The sequence below is a fragment of the Brevibacterium ammoniilyticum genome, from assembly GCF_038429965.1.
GTDB lineage: Bacteria > Actinomycetota > Actinomycetes > Actinomycetales > Brevibacteriaceae > Brevibacterium > Brevibacterium ammoniilyticum.
The window spans coordinates 221,914-248,370 of sequence record NZ_BAABNP010000006.1 but is presented as its reverse complement, the minus strand read 5'-3'; the positions used below and the strand labels follow the sequence as shown (position 1 = coordinate 248,370).

Annotated in this window: 19 protein-coding genes; 12 read left to right on the top strand and 7 right to left on the bottom strand. The window is 65.1% G+C overall.

Translation table 11 applies throughout. The annotated features are described in order from the left end of the window. Nucleotides 1-303 precede the first annotated feature (303 nt). The 8 genes from rpmH to AAHA49_RS09435 all read left to right on the top strand — a co-directional run bounded on the left by rpmH (nt 304) and on the right by AAHA49_RS09435 (nt 6,065). Complete coding sequence (gene rpmH, locus AAHA49_RS09470; RefSeq protein WP_009376895.1) at nt 304-441, top strand: 50S ribosomal protein L34; 138 nt, start codon at nt 304-306, stop codon at nt 439-441. A 2-nt stretch (nt 442-443) separates the two neighbouring features. Then, nucleotides 444-821, top strand: coding sequence for a ribonuclease P protein component (gene rnpA / locus AAHA49_RS09465; protein ID WP_342038086.1), 378 nt, complete (start codon nt 444-446; stop codon nt 819-821). Continuing rightward, nucleotides 793-1,164: a membrane protein insertion efficiency factor YidD gene (yidD, locus tag AAHA49_RS09460; RefSeq protein ID WP_342038085.1), complete on the top strand. Its 372-nt coding sequence runs from the start codon at nt 793-795 to the stop codon at nt 1,162-1,164. The genes rnpA and yidD overlap by 29 nt, the downstream gene beginning before the upstream one ends. 106 nt (nt 1,165-1,270) lie before the next feature. Further along, nucleotides 1,271-2,227, top strand: coding sequence for a membrane protein insertase YidC (gene yidC, locus AAHA49_RS09455; RefSeq protein ID WP_342038084.1), 957 nt, complete (start codon nt 1,271-1,273; stop codon nt 2,225-2,227). A gap of 8 nt (nt 2,228-2,235) precedes the next feature. Beyond that, the gene (locus tag AAHA49_RS09450) at nt 2,236-2,775 is read left to right on the top strand and encodes a Jag family protein (protein ID WP_339391532.1); all 540 of its coding nucleotides are present in this window, start codon (nt 2,236-2,238) and stop codon (nt 2,773-2,775) included. Then, nucleotides 2,768-3,406 (top strand): 16S rRNA (guanine(527)-N(7))-methyltransferase RsmG, encoded by a 639-nt coding sequence (gene rsmG / locus AAHA49_RS09445; protein ID WP_342038083.1) that lies wholly within the window; start codon nt 2,768-2,770, stop codon nt 3,404-3,406. The genes AAHA49_RS09450 and rsmG overlap by 8 nt, the downstream gene beginning before the upstream one ends. Nucleotides 3,407-3,472: 66 nt before the next feature. Beyond that, nucleotides 3,473-4,369: a ParA family protein gene (locus tag AAHA49_RS09440; protein ID WP_339391530.1), complete on the top strand. Its 897-nt coding sequence runs from the start codon at nt 3,473-3,475 to the stop codon at nt 4,367-4,369. Between the two features lie 568 nt (nt 4,370-4,937). After that, nucleotides 4,938-6,065 (top strand): ParB/RepB/Spo0J family partition protein, encoded by a 1,128-nt coding sequence (locus AAHA49_RS09435; RefSeq protein ID WP_342038082.1) that lies wholly within the window; start codon nt 4,938-4,940, stop codon nt 6,063-6,065. 3,244 nt (nt 6,066-9,309) lie between these two features. On the opposite strand, the gene AAHA49_RS09430 is transcribed toward AAHA49_RS09435, so the two are convergent. The 7 genes from AAHA49_RS09430 to AAHA49_RS09400 all read right to left on the bottom strand — a co-directional run bounded on the left by AAHA49_RS09430 (nt 9,310) and on the right by AAHA49_RS09400 (nt 18,991). Then, on the bottom strand, nt 9,310-10,446 hold the full coding sequence (locus tag AAHA49_RS09430; protein ID WP_342038081.1) for an N-acetylmuramoyl-L-alanine amidase: 1,137 nt from the start codon (nt 10,444-10,446) through the stop codon (nt 9,310-9,312). 92 nt (nt 10,447-10,538) lie between these two features. After that, nucleotides 10,539-10,856 (bottom strand): thioredoxin, encoded by a 318-nt coding sequence (trxA, locus tag AAHA49_RS09425; protein ID WP_339391526.1) that lies wholly within the window; start codon nt 10,854-10,856, stop codon nt 10,539-10,541. A 71-nt stretch (nt 10,857-10,927) separates the two neighbouring features. Further along, nucleotides 10,928-11,917, bottom strand: a complete 990-nt coding sequence (gene trxB / locus AAHA49_RS09420; protein ID WP_342038080.1) for a thioredoxin-disulfide reductase — start codon at nt 11,915-11,917, stop codon at nt 10,928-10,930. Nucleotides 11,918-12,031: 114 nt separating this feature from the next. After that, entirely contained in the window at nt 12,032-14,485 is a 2,454-nt protein-coding gene (locus AAHA49_RS09415) for a protein kinase family protein (protein WP_342038079.1), read from the bottom strand. Nucleotides 14,486-14,517: 32 nt separating this feature from the next. Further along, nucleotides 14,518-16,131, bottom strand: a complete 1,614-nt coding sequence (gene murJ, locus AAHA49_RS09410) for a murein biosynthesis integral membrane protein MurJ (RefSeq protein WP_342038078.1) — start codon at nt 16,129-16,131, stop codon at nt 14,518-14,520. A 3-nt stretch (nt 16,132-16,134) separates the two neighbouring features. Beyond that, complete coding sequence (locus tag AAHA49_RS09405; RefSeq protein ID WP_342038077.1) at nt 16,135-18,477, bottom strand: DUF6049 family protein; 2,343 nt, start codon at nt 18,475-18,477, stop codon at nt 16,135-16,137. 25 nt (nt 18,478-18,502) lie between these two features. Further along, the gene (locus AAHA49_RS09400; protein WP_339391521.1) at nt 18,503-18,991 is read right to left on the bottom strand and encodes an NUDIX domain-containing protein; all 489 of its coding nucleotides are present in this window, start codon (nt 18,989-18,991) and stop codon (nt 18,503-18,505) included. 118 nt (nt 18,992-19,109) lie between these two features. Here AAHA49_RS09400 and AAHA49_RS09395 point away from each other — a divergent pair, with 118 nt between their 5' ends. From AAHA49_RS09395 to AAHA49_RS09380, 4 genes are all read left to right on the top strand, one after another. Next, nucleotides 19,110-20,612, top strand: coding sequence for a CCA tRNA nucleotidyltransferase (locus AAHA49_RS09395; RefSeq protein ID WP_342038076.1), 1,503 nt, complete (start codon nt 19,110-19,112; stop codon nt 20,610-20,612). A 105-nt stretch (nt 20,613-20,717) separates the two neighbouring features. Next, nucleotides 20,718-22,424, top strand: coding sequence for an AMP-binding protein (locus AAHA49_RS09390; protein ID WP_342038075.1), 1,707 nt, complete (start codon nt 20,718-20,720; stop codon nt 22,422-22,424). Between the two features lie 291 nt (nt 22,425-22,715). After that, nucleotides 22,716-25,028, top strand: a complete 2,313-nt coding sequence (locus AAHA49_RS09385; protein ID WP_342038074.1) for a transglycosylase domain-containing protein — start codon at nt 22,716-22,718, stop codon at nt 25,026-25,028. Between the two features lie 13 nt (nt 25,029-25,041). Beyond that, on the top strand, nt 25,042-26,343 hold the full coding sequence (locus AAHA49_RS09380; protein WP_342038073.1) for a hypothetical protein: 1,302 nt from the start codon (nt 25,042-25,044) through the stop codon (nt 26,341-26,343). The last annotated feature ends 114 nt before the right edge of the window (nt 26,344-26,457 follow it).

Here is a 26,457-nt window from a genome sequence, read left to right as displayed (position 1 = left end):
CCGGGCGATGCTCCACACTGGTGGATAAGCGTGTGGAAAACTACATGCTTGTGACTTGTGGAAGACGGGAGTCGACGCAGAGGTGAATGGGAGTCGACGGCGCGGAAGCGTGACGTGAAACATCACCGGACGGTTTGACCGTGCTCTGCGCGCTTGGCTAAGATGGAGTGTCCTGTGTACCGGGCTGCATCCGAATCTTCATAGCTCTCATGCACAGGAGTGCTCGGCGGTCGAGACTCGCACCGCCGTTTTTTGTGAGAACGCGACTGGCGTTCACCCGCAACCTAGATATCGGAGATCCAAGTGAGCAAGCGTACTTTCCAGCCCAACAACCGCAAGCGCGCCAAGAAGCACGGCTTCCGTCTGCGCATGCGCACCCGTGCGGGCCGCGCCATCCTGGCATCGCGTCGTCGCAAGGGACGTTCCGAAGTCTCGGCCTGAATGTGATTCCGGAAGCGCACCGCCTCCGGCACGGCGACGACTTCAGACGAGTCTTCAGAGCCGGTGTCCGTGTGCGCTCGGACCACCTCATGGCCCACAGCCTGAGCGAGAATGATGATTCCCACGCCGCGCGCGTGGGTTTCATCGTATCCAAGGCCGTCGGCAACGCCGTCAAGCGCAACCGGGTCAAGCGCCGGCTGCGGGAGATCATGCGACCCAGGCTCGTCGAGTTCGACTCGGGCAGCCTGTTCGTCCTCAGGGCGCTGCCGAATGCGGCAGAAGCCGAGTTCGCCGTTCTCGAATCGGAGGTCGGCGACCTCATCGAGAAGGCACGGAGGAAGCAGGCGAGAAGTGGACGCCGAACACGACCTCGGACATGAGTCCGAGGTGCCGAGGCGCCCGGCCGGATTCTGGCCGGGGCTGTGGTGGCTGGTGCGCATCGCACCGCGGATGCCCTTCGTGTGGTTCATCCGGGCGTACCGGGTCGTCGTCTCCCCGCTCTACGGACAGGTGTGCCGCTACTATCCCAGCTGCTCGATGTACGGCCTCGAGGCCTTCGAGATACACGGAGTTCTCAAGGGAATGGTGTTAACTGGATGGCGAGTGCTCCGATGCAATCCTTTCTCCCACGGTGGGGTGGATCATGTTCCCGGCTCCGCCCGTCAGGCGCGGTCGATGGCGATGCACGACGCCGACGGCACCATGCGGGCCGAGCACCCGTGAACGACTGACGAACGCCGGAGATCCGCGCCCGCACCCGTGTCGCGACCGACTGACAACAATGGCACAATGAACGATCGTGATGGATCGTTGCAACGAGGAGAACTGAATGGACTGGATCGACAGCTTGCTCTACCCCCTGCAGTGGGTAGTGGCATGGATCCTCGCGATCTTCCATGACATCTTTACCGCCCTGGGACTGCCCGCCGCCAACGGCTGGACCTGGGTGCTCTCGATCGCGGGTCTCACCGTCGTCATCCGTGCTCTGCTCATCCCGCTCTTCGTCTACCAGATCCGGGCGCAGCGCAAGATGCAGCTCCTCCAGCCGGAGATCCAGCGTCTGCAGGCGAAGTACAAGGGCAAGAAGGACCAGTACTCCCGTCAGGCCATGGCCGAAGAGCAGATGAGCCTCTTCCGCGAGAACAAGACGAGCCCGTGGGCGTCGTGTCTGCCGCTGCTCGTACAGATGCCGATCTTCTTCTCCCTCTTCCGCGTCATCCACAACATGCAGAACGTCGCCGAGGGCAAGATCGACCCGATCGGCGGTCTCACCCAGGAACTCGCCCAGCAGGCAGAGGAGTCCTCGGTCTTCGGCGTCTCGCTCTCGGCGACCTTCATGGATCCGGGCATCACCGTCAAGCTCCTCACCGCCGTGCTCATCATCATCATGGCGGCGACGATGTTCATCACGCAGAAGCAGATGATGGCGAAGAACATGTCGGAGGCCGCGATGGCCAACCCGATGATGCAGTCGCAGAAGATGCTCCTCTACATCATGCCCGTCGTCTTCGGCGTCGGCGGCATCTACTTCCCGCTCGGCGTCCTCTTCTACTGGCTCGTGTCGAACACGTGGACGATGGTCCAGCAGCACATGGTCATCCGCAACATGCCGGCTCCCGGTTCCAAGGCCGAGAAGGAGATGCTCGAACGCAAAGCGCGCAAGGGCAAGACCGTCAAGCAGGACGAGGTCAAAGGCGCCGCCGTCCCCGCCGAGGAGGCACCGAAGCCGGCCGGTCAACGCCAGCAGCCCGTGAGCAAGAACCGCAAGAAGAACAAGAAGCGCTGAGGTAGGACATGTCAGAAGAAGTCATCGACTCCGAAGAAGTCACCGAGGAGACGGCTGCGAAGCCGACCCGGGCCGAGCTCCTCGAGGAAGAGGGCGAGATCGCGGCGGACTACCTCGAAGAGCTCATGGACATCGCCGACATCGACGGGGACATCGACATCGATGTCGCCGACGGTCGGGCGCAGCTCTCGATCGTCTGCGAGGACGAGGACGACTCGAACCTCCGCACCCTCGTCGGCCGCGACGGCAAGACGCTCGGAGCCCTGCAGGAGCTCTGCCGCCTGGCAGTGCAGACGAGCACGGGCCAGCGGTCGTGGCTCATGCTCGACATCGACGGCTACCGTTCGAGCCGCCGCGACGAACTCGTCCGCAAGGCCGAGGACGCGATCGCGGAGGTCAAGGAGTCCGGCGAGGAGTTCGCGTTCAAGGCGATGAACAGCTTCGAGCGCAAGATCATCCACGATCAGGTGGCGAAGGCCGGACTCGTGTCGGAGTCGGAAGGCGAAGGCGACGGACGTCATGTCGTCGTCCGTCCCGCAGATGACTGACCAGGCTGCGATCGAGGTGCCGCCGGCCGGCACCGCGGAGTACTTCGGTGAGGCGTTCCCCCTGGCCCAACGGTACGCCGAGCATCTCGCGACGACGGGCACCGAATGGGGGCTCATCGGTCCTCGGGAACTCGATCGCCTGTGGTCGCGCCATATCCTCAACTGCGCTGTCGTCGCCGAGTTCGTCGGCGACGGTGATGTCGTCGGAGACGTCGGCAGCGGCGCCGGACTGCCCGGCATCCCGATCGCCCTCATGCGGCCGAACGCGAAGGTCGTCCTCATCGAGCCGATGGAGCGGCGGGTCGAATGGCTGAAGATGGTCGTCGACGACCTCGGCCTCGACAACGTCCGCATCGTGCGGGCCCGGGTCGAGGACCTCGCCGATGAGGAGATGTTCACCGTCGTCACCGCTCGTGCGGTCAAGGCGATGGGCACGCTCATCGAGTGGACGCACGAGGTCATCGGGCCCGAGGGTCGGATCCTCGCTCTCAAGGGAGAGTCGGTCGAGGGTGAGCTGGTCAAGGCGAAGAAGCTGCTCAAGCGGTACCGCTTCGGGCAGCCGAGAATCCACCTCGTCGACGGCGGAATCCTCGAAGTTCCCAGTCGTGTTGTGGAAATCGCGAAGAAATAGAACGAACCGAAATTGGTCTAGGCTGTCAGTAGCTTTGTGAACCCGATGGATGATGGAGTGCGCCGAATGCCGATTATGGACGAGTCGTCTCCGATAGGTGCCGCGATCGCTCGCGACAACCGGCGTGCCGACCGACTGGCGCAGGTGAGCTTCCCCAGACCGGACACCACCCGCATCTTCACGATCGCGAACCAGAAGGGCGGCGTCGGCAAGACGACGACCGCGGTGAATATCGCCGGCGCTCTGGCCACGCAGAACCTCAACGTCCTCGTCATCGACATCGATCCGCAGGGCAACGCGAGCACGGCGCTGGGCATCGACCACTACTCGGATGTCACGAGCATCTACGACGTGCTCATCGACGATGTGCCGATGCGGGACGCCGTCGCCCAGGCCCCTGACTTCGAGACCCTGGTCTGCGTGCCCGCCACGATCGACCTCGCCGGGGCGGAGATCGAACTCGTCTCCCTCGTCGCCCGTGAGCAGCGTCTGCAGCGCTCGCTCGGTCTCTATCTCGAGGAGAGAGCGGCTGCGGGCAGCCGTGTCGACTATGTCATCATCGACTGTCCTCCGAGCCTCGGTCTGCTCACGGTCAACGCCTTCGTCTCCGCCCGTGAGGTCCTCATCCCGATCCAGTGCGAGTACTACGCGCTCGAGGGGCTGAGCCAGCTGCTCAAGAACATCCAGCTCATCCAGAAGCACCTCAATCCGCAGCTGTCGGTCTCGACGATCCTGCTGACGATGTACGACGGTCGGACGAACCTCAGCGCGCAGGTCGCCGAGGATGTGCGGACGCACTTCCCGGAGCAGGTGCTCGGCACCGCGATTCCGCGCTCTGTGCGGATCTCTGAGGCCCCGAGCTACGGTCAGACCGTCATCACCTATGATCCTCATTCCAGCGGCGCGCTGTCGTATCTGGAAGCCGCTGAAGAGATCGCCAACCGAGGAGTGCAACGTGGCTGAACGCAAGAAGCGCGGACTGGGTCGCGGTCTGGGAGCGCTCATTCCCGACGCCGCGTCCAATGATCGCCCCGTCGACGTCTTCTTCTCCGGAGGCAATGCCGAGGAGCAGAACCGGGCTGCCGGTGAGGACGCGAAGCCGGCACGCGGTCGGCGCACGGATCCTGCGGCCTCGATGCAGTCATCGCGTCGTCGCAAGCCGAAGGCGGCTGCTGAGAGCTCGGAGGCGAAGTCCTCGGCCGCTGGGACGGCGAAGAGCGGGTCTCGGTCGACAGCGAGCTCTAAGTCCGGCACATCGGGGAAGAGCGCAACGACGAAGAGTGCGACATCGAAATCGTCGGCGGGCAAGGCTGCCGCAGCCGGCAAGGCTGGTGGTGCGAAGACCGCTGCTGCCAAGACTGCTGCTGCCAAGACCACGACCTCCAAGTCCTCAGCGTCCAAGGCCACTGGATCCTCGACGTCGAAGACGGCTTCCTCGGCGACCGCGACGAAGACGGCCCGAGAGAAGGCGTCCGGGGCCAAAACTACGGCCCCAGCGGCAAAGCGCTCTTCCGAGGCTGCGGACTCTGCATTGGCGGCTGAGCAGGCCGCAGCGGTCGCGGAGACCAGCGCCGTGGACCTCGCCGCAGCGAACGACGACGTCCGTGAAGACCATCCTGGCGTCTACACCTCGAGGGGATTCAGCGACGACGAGGCAGCCGCAGACACCAGCGCAGAGACAGCGGGCTCAGCTGAGGAACCCGCAGGCGAGAGGAGTAACGACGGAGTCCAGACTACTTATGTAGTCGAAACGTCGATCACATCGGTCGACGAAGAGTCTGGCGATCTCGACGCCGACGATGAGGCGGAGGCCGGTGCCGAAGCGTCTGGAGTCGATTCGATTCCGGACACAGCGTTCGGTGAGATCGATGTGACTCTCATCGACCCGAACCCGCGGCAGCCGAGGACCGTCTTCGATGAGGATCAGCTCGCTGAACTAGTTCACAGTATTCGCGAGATCGGTGTTCTGCAGCCCGTCGTCGTCCGTCGCAAGCCCGGTGCGGCAGAGCGGTATGAACTCATCATGGGTGAGCGTCGTCTTCGGGCGACGAAGGAATCAGGTCTCGAGACGATCCCGGCGATCGTCCGCTACGTCGAGGACACTGATCTTCTTCGTGACGCACTGCTGGAGAATTTGCATCGGGCCGAGCTCAACCCACTTGAAGAGGCCGCTGCATATGGTCAGCTGCTCGAGGACTTCGGATGCACGCAGGAGGAGCTCTCTGAGCGGATCGGTCGTTCGCGTCCCCAGATTTCGAACACCCTTCGTCTGCTGAGGCTTCCGCCGCTCGTGCAGCGTCGCGTCGCCGCCGGCGTCATCTCGGCCGGCCACGCTCGTGCGATCCTCGGACTCAAGGATCCTGAGCAGATGGAAGTCCTGGCTCAGCGCATCGTTGCCGAGGGTCTGTCTGTGCGTGCATCTGAGGAAGCGGTAGTCCTCCTTAATCGTGGTGACTCGGTGAATGTTTCACGTGCAACGTCGCGCGTGGCCCCCGAGTTCATCGAAGTGGCCGAGCGTTTGGGTGATCGGCTCGACACCAAGGTCAACATCACCGTCGGGAAGCGGAAGGGCAAGCTCAGCGTCGAATTCGCGAATCAGGAAGACCTTGATCGCATTCTTTCGCTGCTCGGTGTGACCTCCACTAACGCTTCCAACTAGCCTGTACGCCGGTTGCTTGACCATCGAGGGGTTCTTCCCTCGGCTGGTTGAACTTCCTCGACCCCGGTTCCTGTACGCTCCATAGCCGGCGCTGTATGGGCCTGCGGATCGTTCTGTTGGTGATTGCGTTGTATGGACGTTTCGTTACCTGCCGGTCAAGTGAATCCGTTTCACGTGAAACGGCCAACGGACCAACACCGGCTGTTGCGGCGCACTCTCCTGCGGCGGGTCCAATTGCTGTCACTGCGGTTGTACGATCCAGTTCTCAGGCAGCTAGCCTGTCGTTCCCCATCCGGAGTGCACGCTCCATTTCGGTATGGCGATCTTGTAATGGCGTATAGGTTTCACGTGAAACATCGTCTATGACCGTTGAAGAAGTCGACGTGTAAGTCCTTGGAGACCGGATCTCTCTACCATCTTCGCTCTGTCGCCCATTCTCCAAGGCAGACCAAGCACGAGGTGTCACCCGTCGATGGAAGGATCTGATCATCCGGTGGGTTCTCGGTTTTGGCTTCGTTCTGGCTCATAGAATCGAGCGTGCTGGATGGTTTCACGAGATTTGATGAGGCTCGATGGCCAGGCCAGATGAGTCTGTATGGCGAGAGCAGATGAGCCTGGGTGGCGAGGCCAGATGAGCTTGCATGACGAGCCTATCTGAGCATTACAAGGTCGCTTTTCGACTTCGGCCGAGGGTTCGGGCGGAATTGGTCTGCAGTAGTTGCAACCAATGATCGGGTGCTACGGTCGGCGTGCTCAGGATACTGTTTCAGTCATGAGCAGATGGACGATCCTCAAGACCTATGGACGTTCGACTGCCGAGGCTTGGATTCCTGCGATGCTGTTCTAAACGTGGTCGCAATCGTCATGTTTCACGTGAAACGGGTTGAAGTAGGTGACTCGTCGTTCAAGTGAAGGGGCCTCTTGCTTCACCCTCTTGTACCTAGGATCGACTGTACCTAGGATCGACCGCGATGATTAGTGTTTAACTGAATCGCGGGCGGATCATGGAGTTGAAGGTGGAGATGGCGTGGAGTCGCGAGGCATATCGTCGGGCGACGGCACTGTCATTGATTTTGCATCAGTACCAGACGAATAGCGTTTCACGTGCAACATGACAGTACGCACGGTCTCGCCGACGACGCCTGCCCTCACTTGTGTCTCGACGAGTTTGAAAGCTCCGTGTTTTGACCAGTTGTAGGGGGTAGCAAATTCGCAAGGCGCTGTTGATGATGAGAGAACTCGACCTATTCCTGTCTGTCCTACGATCTCGGTACCCTTCTCTCCAAAGCGCCGATCTTGAGGGCCTCACCTACGGTTCGATGGGGATGGGATTGACGGCTGAAAGGGCGGCTAAGGTCATCAACAGGCACCGGGTTCAAGCTGCAGGTATGTGCACTGTGGTACCGGGGACCAGTGTTTCACGTGAAACGCGTGACCGGTTTCGCCGATATTGCGTGGGAGGAAGTATTACGCACTCGCTCGGGCTTCCTGTGTCAGTCAGTTCGGTCGTGCGCTGTGCTGACTCATGAATCGACCGGTGTAGGTGCGGTGTTCACGTGAAACGTGGTGCTCAAACCTTTTCGGCAGCCATCGTTCCCACTCCAGGAACTGCAACTAGCAACCGTGACTCGAGGGAAGCTTCTCGGTCTCAAGTCGAGTATCGGGAAATGCCAGCGAATATGGTCTACGTCGTCGTGAATTGCAGGTACGTGTATCAGACTGGGCCGCGGCGGGGTTGAGCGAAGCTAGAGGAGCTCCGTGCATGAGGGACGCGCACTCGCTGGGTTCCGAGCTTGCGTTTCACGTGGAACGCTAATGGGTCTCGGTCGCGTATGGACGTTGCACCAGGTGATTGGAATGCCTCATCGATTGGGCCGGCGCGTGAATCCAGATTCTTCGGCAGGTTCGTCAGCCGCTGCTCCCGTGACTCCGTGAACGTTGCAGCAGCTGATTTCAGTAGACATACTCGGTAGGGCAACACCCGCGGAGGAACTTTCCATTTGACGCAATCCGTTAGAACCAAATGTGTTTCAACTGAATCGACTCCGATCGCGTTGACGTTTTAAGCGACCCTTTCGGTCACTTTTCACGTGAAACGAGCAAGGTTGGTTGGTTCGCTGCTTCGGTGTGCGCCTTGAAGACTGTTAGCCCTCAGTAATCATTCTGGTCGCGTCGCAAGATCGACGGCGGTGATGGATTGGCGTTCGCACCTGCTGGATTGCGTTTCACGTGAAACGCAAGGTGCATGAGGTTGGCTAGTCGTCCACTCTCCCTGGTGCATACGCCCGGGACGGGACCCCGCAGACTCCTTGTCCTTTCTGCATACACGTGTCACACGTTGGTATCATGCTCGATTTGGCAACGGGTCGTATCCGGGAACCTGTTGGATGCTGGCGATTCGCGCCGGCGTTACGGCCGTTGGGGACTTGCAATCCATGATCATTACCGGTGCACACGAGTCGTTCTAGCTGATCCGTTTCACGTGAAACAAAGCATACGCCTCGTGCTGGTCGTCCGCAGACGAGTGGTTGACCGTCACTACTGATTGTCCGGGATCGAGTTCTGCAGCAATGTGGATAGCTGCGCGGTGGACGGGTCTCGATCAGTCTTATGACCCAATTTCAATGCCGCTTTCACGCGGAGGCGACGGTGGTCAGAAATGCGTCGTGTCGTAGAACTCAAGCTATTTCCTGATGAGGATCTGGTGTGCAACGCCTTTTCGCACGCATGGCCATGCCTTGTGCTGAAATGACCTCTGATGCCCTTGTTCCATTATGGGTGTCCTCGAGATGTGGTGCTGCTTGCTCAGCGCAATCACCGCTTCGATTCAAGTTGTATCCGTGCAGCTCTACCCAGCCCAATGCAGACCGTTGGTCTGCGGGATATTCGGCAGGACGAACGCTTTTGGCACTTCAGCGAAGCAGCTGGCAGAGATGGGCTGTTTGAGACCGAGTGTGGCCTTGCAGTGGCGGAGTGTGGGTGAAGCGGATACTACTTCGTGGGGAACAACCGTTGTGTGAACATGTTCAGTGAACGGGAAAGGTGTTTGCGGTGGACCACAGGAAGTGCATTTGGGTCACCGAGTGCACTGCACGGCAGAGGGTTCGTCAGTCGTGACGGCGAACTAGTTACCCAGTGCCGGTCGGGACCTGGGTGTCTGACAGGTTCTGAGGGCCAGGTTCTCGGTGCCGAGCCGCGACTCACTGCGGTTTCGGGAGAGTGATGGCGGGACAGCGACGAACCGTCAGCCGTAGGCTTTGATCTCCGCGAGGCTGAGCGTTCCTGTCTCCGGATCCGAGTCCTCTTTGACGTAGAGGCGCTGGAGGGCTGCTGCGATACCGTCGGCGATCGCGTCCCTGACGGCGGGATCCTCGAGATTGCGACGATCACCCTCGTTGGTGAGATACCCGGTGACCACGTGGACCTTCGGCGTCCGCAGACGCTTGAGCGACGACCAGGTCCGCGCATGCGACCGGCAGTCCTGCATCCCCGTCCGGGCGGTGATTTCGCTCTGAATGAGAGCGGCAAGACGACCGCCGACCGGCGAATTGATGTCCGGATGCTCCTCGTGTCCGAAGTAGAAGGTTGCCAGGCCGTTCGCGCCCGGCGAGCGACTGACATCGGCGGTCACCGTGACCACGGCGGAGGCCCCGAGCTGATCGGCGGCGTTGACCTCGGCGGCATCCCCGTCGAGCAGCACGGCACCTGCGCCGACGGCTTCGAGGCGCCCGGCCAAACGTCGTGCTACATCTGTAGTGACCTCGCGCTCGAGACGGCTCTGCTCCTCGTTCATCGGCAGGGTGACGAAGTCAGCGATCGTCGTCGCCGCCTCGATGACGAAGGTCCGCCCGGCCAACGAGGTTCCCGACGCGGCGACCCGGGCATGCTCCTCGAGAGCGAAGAGGTTGCCCGTGTTCTGCTTACGATCGACCGCAGAGAGGCCGCGCAGCGTCTGCGGGCCGGCGATCCCGTCGACCTTCGTCCCGAGCCCCATCTGGAGCTCCTTGACGGCCGCCTCGGTGGTCGCACCGTACTCGGCATCGATACGACCGGCATAGAACCCCAGTCCCGACAGGGTGCGCTGCAGGGAGAGCACATCATCGCCAGTGAGCACCTTGACCGGGTCGAAACGCAGCACACGGTCCCCGAGCTGATACCGAGCCCGCTCGAGCTCGGCGAAGGTCTCCGTGCCCAGCACACCGTCGCAGAGGATCCCCCGCGTCTGCTGGAACTGCCTGACGGCGAGTTCGAAAGGACGATCGAAGTCCTGGGTGTGGGAATCTCCGACACTGAGACCGAGCCGCGCCATCTGCGATTTGATCGCCGGCAGGACCTCGGAGGTGTCCCCGCTCCTGAACTGGGGGCGTCGGTGGAGTGTCAATGTCGTGCCAATCTGCTGTGCTGGGGTGTAGATCTGAGGGGATATACGCCGAAGGCGCCTGTTGATACTACAACAGGCGCCTTGGAACTTGATCAGATGAAGTCCGAGAGCTCATCCTCCAGCGCCGGCTTGGGACGGGCGCCGATGATCGTCTTGGCGACCTCGCCGTCCTTGAAGACGTAGAGGGCCGGAATCGAGGTGATCCCGTACTTGCTGGCCGTCTCGAGGTTGTCATCCGTGTTCACCTTGACGACGGTGAGCTTGTCGGCATTCTCGTCCGCGATCTGATCGACGATCGGGCTGACCATGCGGCACGGGCCGCACCATGGTGCCCAGAAGTCGACGAGGACGGGCTTGTCGGACTTGAGGACGGTGTCCTCGAACGTGGCATCAGTGACTTCGGTCGTCATGAGCTCCCTTTCTGCTGGCGGGTGTCACCAGTGGCAACAGCGCAGCCCCTGGTTTCATTCCTCGGTCGGACTCAGGCGTTCATCACTTCGACGGCGGCCTCATGGTCGCCCTCGGCCTCGAGCACAGCAGAGGCATCGAGGTCGGCGAGGTAGTTCTCCGCATCGAGAGCGGCAGCACAGCCTGAGCCGGCCGCGGTGATCGCCTGACGGTACACGGAGTCGATGACGTCACCCGCGGCGAAGACACCTTCGACGGCGGTCTTCGACGAGCGTCCTTCGACCTCGAGGTAGCCGTCGGCGCGCAGCGGCAGCTGCTCGGCGAAGAGGCTCGTGCGCGGATCGGATCCGATGGCGACGAAGAGACCCGTGACGGGCAGTTCGGACGTCTCACCTGTGACGGTGTTGCGCACGGTCAGCCCGGTCAGGGCGTCCTCGCCGTGGATCTCCGCCACCTCGGTGTCGAGGAGGAACTCAAGCTTCTCATCGGCCTTCGCACGATCCTGCATGGCCTGCGAGGCCCGCAGGTCCTGCCTGCGGTGGATGAGGGTGACCTTCGAGGCGAAGCGGGTGAGGAACGTCGCTTCCTCGAGAGCGGAGTCACCGCCGCCGACGACGGCGATGTGCTGGTCGCGGAAGAAGAAGCCGTCGCAGGTCGCGCACCAGCTCACGCCGTGTCCGGAGAGCGTCTTCTCGTTCGGCAGCCCGAGTTCGCGGTAGGCCGAGCCGGTCGCGAGGATGACGGCCTTCGCCGTGTACCGGGAGCCGAGAGCCGTCTCGATCTCATGGGCACCGGGGTTGAGCTTGAGGGTCTCGACATCGTCGTAGATCACCTCGGCGCCGAACCGCTCCGCCTGCTCGCGCATGTTCTCCATGAGCTCGGGGCCCTGGATCCCCGCGGGGAAACCGGGATAGTTCTCGACGTCGGTGGTGTTCATGAGCTCACCGCCGGCCGTCACGGATCCCGCGATGACCACAGGCGACAGATTGGCTCGGGCGGCGTAGACGGCGGCCGTGTATCCGGCCGGTCCCGACCCGATGATCACCAGTTGAGTGTCAGTCATGTGTGCGTTCCCTGTCCCTGTCGTGTTCGTCCGCGCCGAACCGGCGCTGAATCCTTAGCCTAGTGGTAACCGTCTGGCCCGGGCGACTATTCCGCTGTGGGTGCTCCGGCCGGCTCAGCCGAATTCGACGGTGCTGATGACCGCGCGGTATCCGCTGTCGTCCTTGGGCAGCTGGGTGATCCAGAGGATGAGCGAATCGGTCTCCACACCCTCGTCGAGCTTGACGGTCACCCCGTCGTCGCCCTTGCCGAACTTGCCTTCGCCGACCTTCTTCGCCTTCTCCGGGTCCGTGCCGTCGAGGATCTCGAACTTCCCGCCCGAGGTCGACGAGGTGACCGTGACCTCTGCGATGGGTCCCGACTTCTCGAAGTCGAAGCGCAGACCGACTCCGTCCTTGAGGTTGCCGAACTTCGCCGAGTTGTACCGGTCGGTCCGCCACGAGCCCTTCGCACCGGAGATGACGTCCTTGGCGCGGTCGTCGTTCTCCTTGTCATCGCCCTGTGGATCGAGGGCGGAGACCTTGTCGACCTTCGGCGGCTCCGCCTTGGGCTTCTCCTGAGCCGAGCCGTCGTCGGCAGGCTCGCTCGCCGCCGAGGACTCGGGCGTCGCCGTCGGTTCGTCCTCACCGGAGTTGAGATTGACGACGATGATGCCGATGATCACCGCTGCGATGACGAGGAGTCCGAGGACGAGCAGGGCGAACGGCTTGCGGGTCCGCGCCTTGCTCTGCTTGGGGCCCTCACCTGGCGATGAGGCACGGGTGCTCGCCGAGGCGGTCCCTCCGCTGCCTCCGCTGCCGCCTGCGACGGCTGCCGCACCGACAGCAGCCGTCCCGGCCCCTGCCGCAGAGGCTGCGTTGCTGTGCGAACTCCCGTTGCCCGATCCTGAGCTGCCCGATCCTGAGCTGCCGGATCCTGATCCCGACGGGCCAGAACCCTCACCGGTCTGCGGTGCAGTCCGACCCGCGGCGGCACCGAGGCCGGCGCCTCCGGCCGCGGCACCGGAGACGCCCGCAGCCGTGCCCGCACCGTCATGCCGGGCAGCGGGGGTCTCGACGGTCTCCGGGGAGAGCCGGCGCACCTGCTTCGGGGGCGAGACGGCGTTGGCCTCCTCGCGCCTGGTCGCCGAGGAGGCTTCGAGGGCGGCGAGCTGCCGCCTGGCTTCTTCTTCCTTGGCCCGCGAGATCCGGCGTTCGCGTTCGTACTCGCGCAGCTGATGCTCACGCTGCTGTTCGGAGGTCTCGAACATGCCGCCGAGGAACCACGAACCGTCGTCCTCATCGTCGTCGATGATCACCCGGGTGTCGTTCTCGTCCTCGTCCTCATCGACGGCGACGATGTCCATCGCCTGCGTATCAGGGTCGGGTTCGTCCCGATTCATGATCGGCGTCGTGAGGTTCTCGTCGTACTCGTGGGCGGAGTACCCCGAGTACTCCGAGTACGTCTGCTCGGGCTCCCACTCGTCCCAGTCCTTCGCGGCATTGTCGATCTGCTCCGCGCCGATCGGGAAGCTCGAGGCCTGGCGCATCTGCATGCGCTCGGCATACCTTCCGGTCGTGCGGCCGACGACGCCGGCGGCGAGTCCCCGGGTGCCCGGACGGGTGATGCCGATGCGCACGAGGGCCGCCTTGACCTGGTCGTCGCTGGCCGTCGAGGTTCGGCCGATCGGGGCCGAACCCGGTGCGGGCAGACTCGTCGCCTCGTCGAAGCTCGCCGGGGATTCGTCGAAGAGCTTGTCGTTCTCAGCGGCCGGGGTGCGGTTGACGTAGCGCAGGAGACCCGCGTCCCATTCGTCGATGAAGCCGAGCACCTCGGCGACGGATCCCGGACCGGGGTCTGACCCGGTGAGCACTCCGCTGACGAAGTCGTCGAGCTCGGAGGGGATGTCGGGGTTGAGCGCCTTCGCCCGGGCGATCCGCGAGTTCTCACGCGGCGCCGCGGGAATGCCGTCCTTGCCCTCCTCGGCCGGCCAGTAGCCGGTCAGCGCGGCATAGAAGAGCCGGATGAGGTCGAGGGCGTCCTGCCGGGACGCCGCCGTCGGAGTGTAGTCGGCGGGGTCGATGACACCATTGCCCAGAGCCAGGGCGGCGTCGATGCCGATGCCGGAGACGAGGATGCCGCCGTTCGAGGCGATGCCGACGACGCTGGGCCGCAGGAACATGTGGAACAGGCCCCGCCGCGCCGAGGTGACGAGCACTTGGCCGATCTCCCCGATGAGCGCGCGGGCGGCCTCGATGGGCAGCGGCGACTTCGGGAGGATGAGTCCCAGGGGTGTGACGGCGATGCGCGTGGACACGATGTAGTCGAGCCCGTTGGAGTTGCCGACGTCGAGGGTCGGGGCGATCCGCGGGTCACCGAGGATCGAGACGCGGCGGGCGGCTTCGAGGACGTCGGAGGCGCCGGAGGCATCGGCGACATGGATGAGGACCGGTTCGTCGAGGATCGCGTCGAGGGCGGTGCACACGGCACCGACCTCGGGCTTGTCCTCCAACCAGGGGCGGTCGACCGTTGATACGACATAGCGACCGGCAACGACCATGCCGGGTTCGATATCGATCAGGGGGATCACCTCCGCAGGAGTGGGGATCGAAAGGGGACGGACTATCTCTTAAGTTTTCCAGCTGCGAGGCCAATAATCGAATGCAACTCTCTGACCCGGAGCAGAAAGCACACCCCGATGTAGACGATGAGCATCACCGTGCCGACTCCGGCGGTGGTGACGAACGCCTGCCATTGGCCCGAGAGCGCGAAGTCCGGGAAGAAGAGGAGCATGCCGTAGCCGGCGAGTCCCGCTGCGAGCGCGGCGAGGAGGAACTTCACATGCGCCTGCGCGATCGCGCGCAGATCGATGTCGCCGAGGCGCTTGGACAGGAGGGCGAACGAGAGGATCATCGCGAACAGGTAGCCCAGGCTCATGACGAGGCCGATGATGGCCACGGTCACGGACTTCGGGAAGATCGACGCCGAGAGCACCGCGAGGGACTGGAAGACGATCTGGGGCAGCTGGATGAAGAACGGCGTCCGCGCATCCTCGTACGCGTAGAACACGCGTTGGGCGAGGTAGTTCGCGCTGAATGGGATGAGTCCGAAGACCATCGTGATGATGACCAGTCCCACGGCCATCGCCTGCTCGCGACCGCCGCCGGCGATGACCATGGCCACCGGGGAGGCGAGGACGACGAGGGCGGCCACGGCGAAGGCGTTGATGAGTCCGACGATGCGCACGCCCATCGAGAAGTCGGACTTCACCGCCTCGGTGTCGTGCTCGGCGGCGTTCTTCGACAGCGAGGTGAACAGAGCCGTTGCGAGCGAGACCGCGATGAGCGAGTGCGGGAGCATGAAGACGAGGTAGGCGTACGTATACGCTGCGTTCGACGCATTTCCCTCGCCCGGCACCGAGGCGCCGGCCGCGACACGGGAGATGATGAGGAACCCGAGCTGGCCGATGAGCATCGCCGCGAACGTCCAGAACGCGACCTTGCCTGCGGTGCCCAGCCCGACGCCGCGGAACCCGAACGTCGGCCGGTACTTGAACCCGATGCGCTTGAGCGGCCAGATGAGGATGAGCGCCTGTGCGGCGACGCCGAGGGTGGCCGACCCGCCCATGAGCGCGATCTTCTCCGGCGTCCACGTGTCGAGCGTGTGCGGGTTGGCGGCATTCGTCCCGAAGACGACGATGAAGACGGCCAGACCCGCGATCGCGACGATGTTGTTGAGCACCGGCGCCCACATGTACGGCCCGAAGGACGACTTGGCGTTGAGGACCTGGCCGAGGAGCGTGTAGAGGCCGTAGAAGAACAGCTGCGGCAGACACCAGTACGCGAATGCCGTGGCCAGCGCCATCTGCTCGGGGCTCCACCCCGAGGAGTAGAGCCACACGAGGATGGGCGCGGCGATCGTCGCGACGACGCTGACGACGGCGAGCAGGAGGAAGGAGAGGGTGAGCAGGCGGTTCGTGTAGTCCTGGCCGCCGTCCTCGCGCTTCGTCGCCCGGACCAGCTGCGGGACGAGCACGGCGTTGACGACACCCCCGGCGAGGAGCATGTAGAGCGTGTTCGGCACCTTGTTCGCGACATCGAACGCGTCGGCCTGGACGGCGGTGACGCCGATCGCCAGAGCGAGCAGTGAGGCCTTGACGAGGCCGAGGATCCGCGAGGTCAGGGTGCCCGCGGTCATGATCGCCGAGGATCGCGCAAGTGAGGAGAATGACGCCAAGTCCTAGTCCTTCTTTCCGGGTTCGTCGTTCTTCGCCCGGGCGACGGCGGCGGCCAGCTGCTGCTCGGGGATCTTCCTGCGTCCGCGCGACACGGACTTGACCAAGCCGATCACGAATACGGCCGCGAGCGCCAGTCCGACGACGGCGGTGCCGATGTTCTCCCAGTCCGCTCGGACCCTCACCAGCAGCGACGCATCCTTGGGCAGGGTGACCCCGTCGGCGGTGACCATCTCGATGGTCGTCGGCACGTCCGCGTTCGCGAGCCCCTCGACGGGCACGTCGACGCGCATCGTCTCCGCGGGTGGGACGACGACGGTCTCCGTGGTCTGGGCCCGCAGCTGGGGGGTCTGCGGCTTCATCCGCAGCTTGAGCGTCGCCTCGGCGGTGGTGTCGTTGACGATCGTCACCGGGATCGTCGTCTTCTCCCCGGTGACCAGCAGCACGGAGGACCCCTTCTCGAGGTAGAGGCTGTCCATCTGGGCGCGGCTCGTCGACTCCGCCTTGTCCAGGCACGTCGCGGAATCGCCGCCCAGCGTCCAGGCGACCGAGGTGCACGTGAGCAGCGAGCGGTCGAGGCGCGCGTTCGCGGCCTCCGGATCGGAGAAGGCGCTGTTGAACCGGGCCTCCTTCGTGCGGATCTCCGAGAGGCCTTGGAGCGTGCTCGTGGGGATCCGCTGCTGATCCGTGGACTTCTGCAGCAGCCCCCGCGGCTCCGGATCGCTGCCGAGCAGCGTGTCGAGGCCTGACGATTCGATCCACGGCGCACCGGCGAGCGTCGAGGTCGTCGCCTGCCACCCCGCCGAGGCGGTCGTGCGGGGCAGGGGCAGGAGGAGGTGGCGGGACCGGTTGGGGGCCTCGGACTGGATCGCCGCGGAGGTGGCGACGAGTTCGCTCATCGCCGCCGCGGGAGACTTCGATCCGATGACATCGGCGCTCAAGTCGGTCAGCGCGGAATCGCTGATGAGCGTCTCGATCGTCGTCTCCCCGTCCGAGGTCGTCCGCGTCATGGAACGGCCGTCCTCCCTGATCCCCGAGGTCGGCGGCTGCTGGACGTCATCGAGGATCGCCGTCGAGTTCCCGGCCTTCTGCAGGGCACGCAGGTCGGCCCGGTCGGCGGTGCCGGCGATCGGCCACGCGATGTCGGTGCGGGCGTCCGGCAGGACCTCGGCGACGAGGGCCTTCTCCTTCTGCGCGAACGCCCCGAGGGCGTCGAGGTCCTCGCCGGTGAGCGAATTCTGGTCAGGGTCGCCGAAGGGCAGGGCGATCACGGTGCGGGTCTTCGCGGTCTCGAGGAAGTCGCGGTACCACGTGTCGAGGCGCTTGCGCCGGTCCTCGCGCGCCTTCTGCTCCTCGGGACTCTCGGCATCGTCGCCGGCACCCGCGTCCTCGGCGCCTGCGGTCTGTCCCGGGGTGCTCGGCGGGGACGGCGCCCCCGTCTCCGGTGGGGCGCCCTCACCGCTCGGAGGTTCGGCGACGGCGGCTTCGAAAGAGGCGATGACCCGGGGATCGAGGGCGATCGCGACCTTGGGGTCGGTGAGCACGCGGGCGGCGTTCGTCAGCGACCCGTTCTCGGCGATGGCCGCATCGAGCGCTTCGGGACCGATGAGCCCGTCGGCGGTGTAGCCGGGCAGGGTGACGGGGGCGAGGAAGCTCACCGCGGTCCGGTCGAACTTCGGGTTCGGATACCACGTCGTGAAGCCGACGCCGGTGGCCAATGCCCCCGAGGTGTCGCTGATCTGGACGCTCAGACCACGGGGTCCCCACGAGGAGTTCGGGGAGGACTTCGAGAGCCCGAGCCGATCGGCGGGGACCGTGATCGTGAATTCGCCGGAGGATCCGGGCTTGAGCTCCTTCTCGAACGTCGCATCCACCGCGGTGACCGGGTCGTCGTCGTTCGACTTCTCCGCCGCCTGCTTCCTCGCCGCGGGACCGTTGTCGTCGAGATCGGCGATGACCCGGTGCCGTGACTGGTCGGACTTCCACGCGTTGATCCGGTACTCGGCGTCGAGGTTGCGCAGGGACATGCCCAGGCGCAGCTTCGGGTCGACGATCGCCTTGTCCGTGGAGTTCGTCACGAGCCCCCGCACCGTGAGCGTCCCCTTGTCATCGAGCCACGGAGTGATCTCGTCGAGGGTGATCGAGACCCCCGTGCCCGACTTCGCACCGTCGGAGTCCCCACCCTCGGCGGCCCCGCCGGGGTTCTTCTGCGACCCCGCCGCCGATGCCTCCGATGCCTCCGATGCCGCCGAGGCGGCCAGGGGGACGGCGAAGATCGACCCTGCCAGCAGCAGGGTCGTACTCAGAAGCGCGAAGAGCACACGCGCGCGGATCGTGAAGTCTGTCATCGTGTCGAACACGGGCACACGGCCCTCACATCTCCCACTCGCGGACCATCGGGCGGGCGGCGGCGACGATCCGGCGTTCGTTGGCGAACGACAGCCTCGTGCGCAGCTCGTCGAAGGGCACCCATGCCGCGTCGACGGCCTCCTGGTCGGGGTCGTTGTCGACGGTGAGCGTGCCCGAGCGTGCCCGGAGCAGGAAATGGTGGACGAGCTTGTGGATGCGGATGCCGGTGACGGTGAACCAGTAGTCGACGGTGCCCAGCGGGCAGATGACCTGACCGGAGATCCCGGTCTCCTCCTCGACCTCACGGCGGGCCGCCTCGGCGGCGGTCTCCTCACCTTCGAGATGACCCTTGGGCAGGCACCATTCGAGACGGCCTGCGCGGTTGAGGCGGGCGATGACGGCCACACTGAGGTCCTGGGAGGAGAAGTCGACGACGATGCCCCCGGCGGATGTCTCCTCGACCGTGGTGCGTCGGGATGCCCGCGGTCCCGGTTTGGGCATCGGTGTGGTCATTCTCCTACCTTAATGGGCGATTCTTGGAAGTCCCGCTTGACGCGCTCCCGGTAGGCTGGAGGTTGCTCATCGCGCCGTGCCCCTGCGGGCCGGCCGGCACACGTGGAGAAGGAGTTCGGTGGACCCGCAGAGCGCGCATGTTCGGCTGTACGACAAGCTCGAGGAGCTCGATGACATCCTCGGCCCGCTCGGCAGCCGCTTCGCCGAGGCGGGGTTCGAGCTCGCCCTCGTCGGCGGCTCGGTGCGCGACGCCCTCATGGGCAGGCCGATGCCCGACCTCGACTTCACCACCGACGCCCGACCTGATGACATCCTCGCCCTCATCGTCGGCTGGGCGGACGCCCACTGGGACATCGGGCGCGAGTTCGGCACGATCGGGGCGATGAAGTCCGGTGTGCAGATCGAGATCACGACCTACCGCGCCGAGGCGTACGAGCCGGATTCGCGCAAACCCGTCGTCCGCTTCGGCACCGACCTCGATGCCGATCTCGTCCGTCGCGACTTCACGATCGGGGCGATGGCCGTGCGCCTGCCCGAGCGGACCTTCGTCGACCCCCACCAGGGCTTCGAGGACCTCATGGCCGGGCGGATCCGCACCCCCGGCACGCCCGCGGACTCCTTCTCCGACGACCCGCTGCGGATGATGCGCGCCGCCCGCTTCACCGCGCAGCTGGGCCTCACCGCCGATGCGGCCGTCGAAGAGGCGATGACGGAGATGGCCGAGCGCATCGCGATCGTCTCCGCCGAACGCGTCCAGGTCGAACTCGTCAAGCTCATCACCGGCCTCGACCCCGCCGCCGGCATCGACCTGCTCGTGCGCACGGGCATCGCCGATCATGTGCTGCCCGAGGTCTCCGGCCTGCGGCTCGAGACCGACGAACACCACCGGCACAAGGACGTCTACCAGCACAGCCTCACCGTGCTGCGTCAGGCCGTCGACCTCGAGGCCGCCTACGCCGCCCGCCAGCGGGAGGCCGGACTCGACCCCGCCGATCCGCAGGCGCTGCCCGAACCCGACTTCGTCGTCCGCTTCGCCGCCCTCATGCACGACGTCGGGAAGCCCGCGACGCGGAACTTCGCCCCGGGCGGGGCCGTGACCTTCTACCACCACGACGTCGTGGGCGCGAAGCTCACCGCGAAGCGGATGAAGGCGCTGCGCTTCGACAAGGACACGACGAAGGCCGTGTGCCGCCTCGTCGAACTCCACCTGCGGTTCTACGGGTACGGCGACGCCGGGTGGACGGATTCGGCGGTGCGCCGCTACGTCACGGATGCCGGCCCCCTGCTCACCCGACTCCACATCCTCACCCGCGCCGACGTCACGACCCGGAACCGGAAGAAGTCCGACCGGCTCGCCTTCGCCTACGACGACCTCGAATCGCGGATCACGGCGCTCGCCGAACAGGAGGAGCTCGCCGCGATCCGCCCCGACCTCGACGGGCGCCGGATCATGGAGATCCTCGACATCGAGCCCTCCCCGCTCGTCGGCAGAGCGTACAAGCACCTCCTCGAGATGCGCCTCGAACACGGACCGCTCGGGCCCGAGCGCGCCGAGGAGATGCTGCGGGCCTGGTGGGCGGACAACGCTCCGGCCTCTGGGTCGGACTCCTCGGACGACTGAGCGGACCCCTGCCCGCACGGGCATCAGCGCACTGCTGGTAACTTCGGACTCGAGAGAATGTGCTCGTCGTCACAGACGAGTCCTGTAGAACCCGAGGAGACCGCAATGACTGTGACCGACGAGTTCCGGGCCGCGAGAGACCGCCTCATCGAACTCCGCAGCGACTACGACGCTGCCCGTGAGAGCTTCGCATGGCCGGACTTCAGCCACTTCAACTTCGGCATCGACTGGTTCGACCGGATCGCCGAGGACAACGACGACCCGGCGCTGTGGATCGTCGAACAGGACGGCTCCGAGGGCAAGTGGAGCTTCGCGGAGCTCGCGGCACGGTCGAACCAGGTCGCGAACTTCCTCCGCCGCTCCGGCGTCCAACGCGGCGACCATGTCATGGTCATGCTCGGCAACCAGGTCGAACTGTGGGAGACGATGCTCGCCGGCATCAAGCTCGGCGCCGTGCTCCTGCCGACGACGACGCAGCTGGGACCGATCGACCTGGCCGATCGGGTCGAGCGCGGGCAGGCCCAGTTCGTCGTCGCCGGGCCCGACGACGCCGCGAAGTTCGACGATGTCGACGCCGAGGTGGTCCGCATCGTCGTCGGCGGCGAACCGACGAGACAGCAGGACTTCCCCTACGCCGAGGCGGACGAGGAGCGCACCGAGTTCGAACCCCAGGGCCGCTCCCGCGCCGACGACCTGCTGCTGCTGTACTTCACCTCGGGCACGACCTCGAAGGCGAAGATGGTGGCCCACACGCACGTGTCCTACCCCGTCGGGCACCTCTCGACGATGTACTGGATGGGACTGACCCCCGGCGACGTCCACCTCAACGTCGCCTCCCCGGGCTGGGCCAAGCACGCATGGTCGAACATCTTCACCCCGTGGATCGCCGAATCGTGCGTGTTCCTCTACAACTATGCGAAGTTCGACGCGGGCGCCCTCATGGACACGATGGACCGGGTCGGAGTGACGAGCTTCTGTGCGCCGCCGACCGTGTGGCGGATGCTCATCCAGGCCGACCTCAAGCAGCTGAAGAACCCGCCGTCGAAGGCGCTCGGCGCCGGGGAGCCGCTCAACCCCGAGGTCATCGACCGGGTGAAGAGCGACTGGGGTGTGCTCATCCGCGACGGCTACGGCCAGACCGAGACGACCCTGCAGATCGGCAATTCCCCCGACCAGCCGCTCAAATACGGCTCGATGGGCAAGGTGCTGCCCGGCTACGAGGTCATCCTCCTCGATCCCGCGACCGGCGAGGAGGGCAATGAGGGAGAGATCTGCCTGCGCCTCGACCCGCCGCCGCTGGGCCTGACCGCCGGGTACTGGAACAACCCGGAGAAGACCGCCGAGGCGTTCGAGGGAGGGGTCTACCACACCGGCGACGTCGCCGAACGCGACGCGGACGGCTACATCACCTACGTCGGGCGCGCCGACGACGTGTTCAAGGCCAGCGACTACCGGCTCTCCCCGTTCGAGCTCGAGAGTGTGCTCATCGAGCATGAGGCCGTCGCCGAGGCGGCCGTCGTCCCCTCCCCGGACCCCGTGCGTCTCGCCGTCCCCAAGGCCTATGTCGTCCTCGGGGCCGGGTTCGAGGCGAATGCGGAGACCGCGCGAGACATCCTCGCCTACTGCAGGGAGAACCTCGCCCCGTACAAGCGCATCCGTCGCCTCGAGTTCGCCGAGCTGCCGAAGACGATCTCGGGCAAGATCCGCCGCGTCGAACTGCGCGCACGCGAGGACCAGCTCCATCCCTTCGACGGCGAACCGGCCGTCGACGGCACCGAGTACGCCGACACGGACTTCGACCTCAAGGGGTGAGAGCAGGGGTCCTCCGGGCCCGGTCACAGTGCCCAGAAAAGGGCGGGATGTGAGCAAACACGCACTCTGAGTGTTTGCTTTGCGTGAAGAGATGTAAAATTGCAGGTGAACGGCTTGCTGTGAGCGCACCGTTCTACCGCTGGGTAACGCAGTGCGGTCTCTGATCGCCGCGAAACCGCATTTTTCACGGTGTTCCAATGAACGCGTGCGACACTGAAATCCATTTGTGACCCTTTTCAAACCTCGTCGTCAGTGCAGTGCGAGACGTGGAGAAGACCTGGAGGACCTTGGGTGGCTAAGGCAGAGAAAGCAGCCGTGACCAAAGGCAGGAAGACGAAGAATCTGCTCAACTACCCGCGTGCGGGAGTGAGCGGATGGACGCGCTTCCTGCCGAGTCTGCGCATCCTCGTCGTGGGCGGACTGAGCGTCATCATCCTCGGCTGCATCGCGTTCGCGATCGGCTATGCGACGACCGAGGTTCCCGAACCGAACCTCGAGGCGACCGGTCAGACCTCGACGATCTACTACGCCGACGGCAAGACGCCGATCGGGCACTACAAGATCGAGGACCGCAAGTCCGTCGACATCGGAGAGATCTCCGAGCCGATGCAGAAGGCGGCGATCGCCGCCGAGGACACCTCGTTCTACGAGAACCGCGGCATCTCACTCAAGGGTCTCTCCCGCGCCGTGGTCGGCGTGGCCACCAACCAGTACGCCGGCGGCGGATCGACGATCACCCAGCAGTACGTGAAGAACTTCTACCTCACGAACGAGCACTCCCTCGACCGCAAGGTCAAGGAGATGTTCATCGCGCTCAAGATCGACCAGCAGCAGAGCAAGGACGAGATCCTCGCCAACTACCTCAACACGATCTACCTCGGACGCCGCTCCTACGGTGTCGAGGTCGCCAGCCAAAACTACTTCGGCAAGTCCGCGAAGGACCTCGACCTCGGCGAGTCCGCACTGCTCGCCGCGATGATCCAGCGTCCCGGCGCCGCCGATCCCGCCGAGGATCCGGGTGCCTATGAGGACCGCTTCAAGTACGTCATCAAGTCGATGGTCGACGAGGGCTTCATCACCCAGCAGCAGGCCGACCAGGTGCAGATGCCCGAGGTCAAGCCGCCGAGCAAGGAGGACTCCCTCAGCGGCCAGAAGGGCTACATGTGGGAGTACGTCCGCAAGGAGGCCATGGCCAAGCTCGGCATCGACGAGTCCCAGCTCGACCGCGGCGGCTACAACATCGTCACGACCTTCGACGAGAAGCGGATGAAGGACGCCGAGGCAGCCATCAAGGAGCTGCCGAAGAACCAGCCGAAGGGCCTGCAGGCAGGTCTCGTCTCGATCGACCCGAAGACCGGCGGCATCGAGGCCTTCTACGGCGGCAAGAACTACCTCGACCAGGCGTTCAACGCTTCGACGCAGGGTCACGCCCAGGCAGGTTCGACGTTCAAGCCCTTCGCGCTCGTCGCCGGCTTCGAGAACGGTGTGCGGTTGAGCGACCGGTACCCCGGCAGCCCGACGACGCTGAACAACGACGGCACCCCGTGGCAGGTGAGCAACTTCGGCGGCTCGAGCTACGGTCCCGTCACGCTGCTCAAGGCGACGCAGTCGTCGATCAACACCGCGTATGCCGCACTCAACGTCCAGGTCGGTCCCGACAAGACCGTCGACGTCGCCCAGCGGGCGGGTCTGAGCCCGAACTGCACGAAGGAGCAGATGGCCTCGGGCGACACCGGTGAGTGCACGATCGACCTCACCCCGAACGCGGCGAACGTGCTCGGCACGCCGAGCGTCAAGGTCGTCGACATGGCCACCGCGTACTCGACGTTCGCCTCGAACGGCATCCGCCGCGAGACCCACTCGATCGAGTCGATCTCGAAGGACGGCGAAGAGGTCTACAAGGCCGACACGAAGGGCAAGCGCGTCTTCGACAAGGCCGTCGCGGCCGAGACCACCTACGCTCTGCGCCAGGTCGTCAACGGCGGTTCGGGCAGCTACGCCCAGGCCCTCGGCCGTCCGGCCGCCGGCAAGACCGGTACGTCGACGTCGAACAAGTCGGCGTGGTTCTCCGGATACACCCCGCAGCTGGCCACCTCGGTCGTCCTCTATCGCGAGGTCGACGGCAAGTCGGTGCCGATCGGCGCCTACGGCGGCCGCAGCGAGGTCACGGGCGGGTCGTTCCCCATCCAGGTGTGGACGGCGTACATGAAGGACGCGCTCAAGGGCGAGAAGGTCGAGCAGTTCCCCGAACGGGGTCAGCTGCCCGAGGTGAAGAAGCCCGTCAACACGAACGCGCCTCCGGCCCCCAAGCCGAAGCCGAAGGACGACAACGACGACGACTCGCGGAAGAAGGCTCCCGTCGAGGAGCCGACGAAGAAGCCCGAGGACAACAAGGACAAGGACAAGGAGAAGGACGCCGACAAGACCGCCGACGGCACCGACTCCGCCGACGGCAAGGAGAACGAGGGCTCGAACGATTCCACGGGGTCGAAGAACGGCACCGGTGACTCCAAGGACGACTCCGGCAAGGATCCGAAACCGAAGCCGACGAAGCCTCCGAAGCAACCCGACCCCGGACCGTCACTGCCGGTAGGGCAGAACTAGTACCCTCTAGTCCATGCCTTCCTCTCACGCCACCCGGATCGCCGAGCCTCTGCTCGGCGGTCCGGACGGCATTCACCGCGGTGTCGCCTCGGTCGCGTACCGACGCGGCCAGGCGTTCGTCTTCGCCGGGATCCTCGGCGTCACGACCTTCCTCGCCCTCGCCCTCCAGGGTCCGTGCCTGAGCTCGGGCTATGAACGGCCGTCCGCCTCGGCGAGGATGTGCGCGGGACCCCTGTCGACGGCGTTCCTCGGACAATTCAACCCCGATGCCGTGGGCCGCTCCCGCGGGGGTGCGGCGGGGCTGTCGGTGCTCGACGGGATCGCCGTCGACCTGTTCCGGTTCATCACCGACGACGTGTCGGTGTTCATGGCCTTCGTCCTGCTGCTCAATGTCGCAGGCGTCGCAGCCCTCGGCGTCGCTCTGCTCCTGCTCGCGCGGCAGCGGGCGTGGCTCGTCGCCGTCTTCGCCTCCCCGGTCATCCTCTTCACGCTCGGATCGACGCTCGACCCCCTCGCGCTCGCCCTGACGCTCTGGGCGGTCGTCCTCTTCGTGGCCCCGCCCCCCGTGACTCCCCGTCCCTGGCTGTCGGGCATCCTGCTGGCCATCGCCGCGTTCGAGAATCCGCTCGCCCTCCTCGTCCTCGCCGCCCTCGTGCTCACGGGCCTCAACCCGCCCGGGCGCCTGGCGGGGCGGAACCCGCAGATGATGATCGCCACCGCGACGATCACCTCGGCGATCATCCTCGTCGCCGACGGCACCGGGATCAGCCGGATCACCCGCTGGTACTCCGACGCGGTCGACGGCGGGTCGTTCGCCTCGATCCTCCTCATGGCCCGCATCGGCGACGCCGGCACGTGGGCACCCGTGTGGATCGTCGTCAGCGCGCTCCTCGTCGCCGGAGTCCTCGTCGCCCTGGTCATGATACGGGACAAAGGCCTCGACCCGGCCGTCACCGCGTGCCTGCTCATCGGCGCCTGCCTCGTCCTGGCCCCCGGCCTCATGCCGTGGGATTCGCTGTGGATCCTGCCGTTCCTCGCCCTTGCCGTCTCCCGCTGGTGGGTGCTCATCGCGTGGGCGCTCGCCGAGGCGGTCTTCGCCGTGGCCATCCAACTCGGGGACATCACCGCTCTCGATGCCGACAAGGGCCTTGAGCCCTCGTTCATCGCGCTCTTCGCGCTGCTGCGGATCTTCGCGCTCATCATGGTGCTCGTCTTCGCCGGGGAGAACCTCCACCGTCGGCGCATCCGCGGGCAGCTGCGACCCGACGACGACACGGGCACCGGCCAGCCGGCGACCGCCTCGGCGGGGCAATGACCACGGACACCGTGGTCAAGGGCACCCGATTCCGACATGACAGTCCGGGGCGCTCTCCCGTAGAATAGTGAGGTCTGTTCCCATTTCGCGGACCTAGCGGGGGACGGAACGGGC

What these genes read in the sequence shown, in the direction of transcription:
- yidC (WP_342038084.1), top strand. Translation starts at nt 1,271, where the DNA reads ATGGACTGGATCGACAGCTTGCTCTACCCCCTGCAGTGGGTAGTGGCA.
- AAHA49_RS09450 (WP_339391532.1), top strand. Translation starts at nt 2,236, where the DNA reads ATGTCAGAAGAAGTCATCGACTCCGAAGAAGTCACCGAGGAGACGGCT.
- rsmG (WP_342038083.1), top strand. Translation starts at nt 2,768, where the DNA reads ATGACTGACCAGGCTGCGATCGAGGTGCCGCCGGCCGGCACCGCGGAG.
- AAHA49_RS09440 (WP_339391530.1), top strand. Translation starts at nt 3,473, where the DNA reads ATGCCGATTATGGACGAGTCGTCTCCGATAGGTGCCGCGATCGCTCGC.
- trxA (WP_339391526.1), bottom strand. Translation starts at nt 10,856, where the DNA reads ATGACGACCGAAGTCACTGATGCCACGTTCGAGGACACCGTCCTCAAG.
- trxB (WP_342038080.1), bottom strand. Translation starts at nt 11,917, where the DNA reads ATGACTGACACTCAACTGGTGATCATCGGGTCGGGACCGGCCGGATAC.
- AAHA49_RS09405 (WP_342038077.1), bottom strand. Translation starts at nt 18,477, where the DNA reads ATGACAGACTTCACGATCCGCGCGCGTGTGCTCTTCGCGCTTCTGAGT.
- AAHA49_RS09400 (WP_339391521.1), bottom strand. Translation starts at nt 18,991, where the DNA reads ATGACCACACCGATGCCCAAACCGGGACCGCGGGCATCCCGACGCACC.
- AAHA49_RS09390 (WP_342038075.1), top strand. Translation starts at nt 20,718, where the DNA reads ATGACTGTGACCGACGAGTTCCGGGCCGCGAGAGACCGCCTCATCGAA.
- AAHA49_RS09380 (WP_342038073.1), top strand. Translation starts at nt 25,042, where the DNA reads ATGCCTTCCTCTCACGCCACCCGGATCGCCGAGCCTCTGCTCGGCGGT.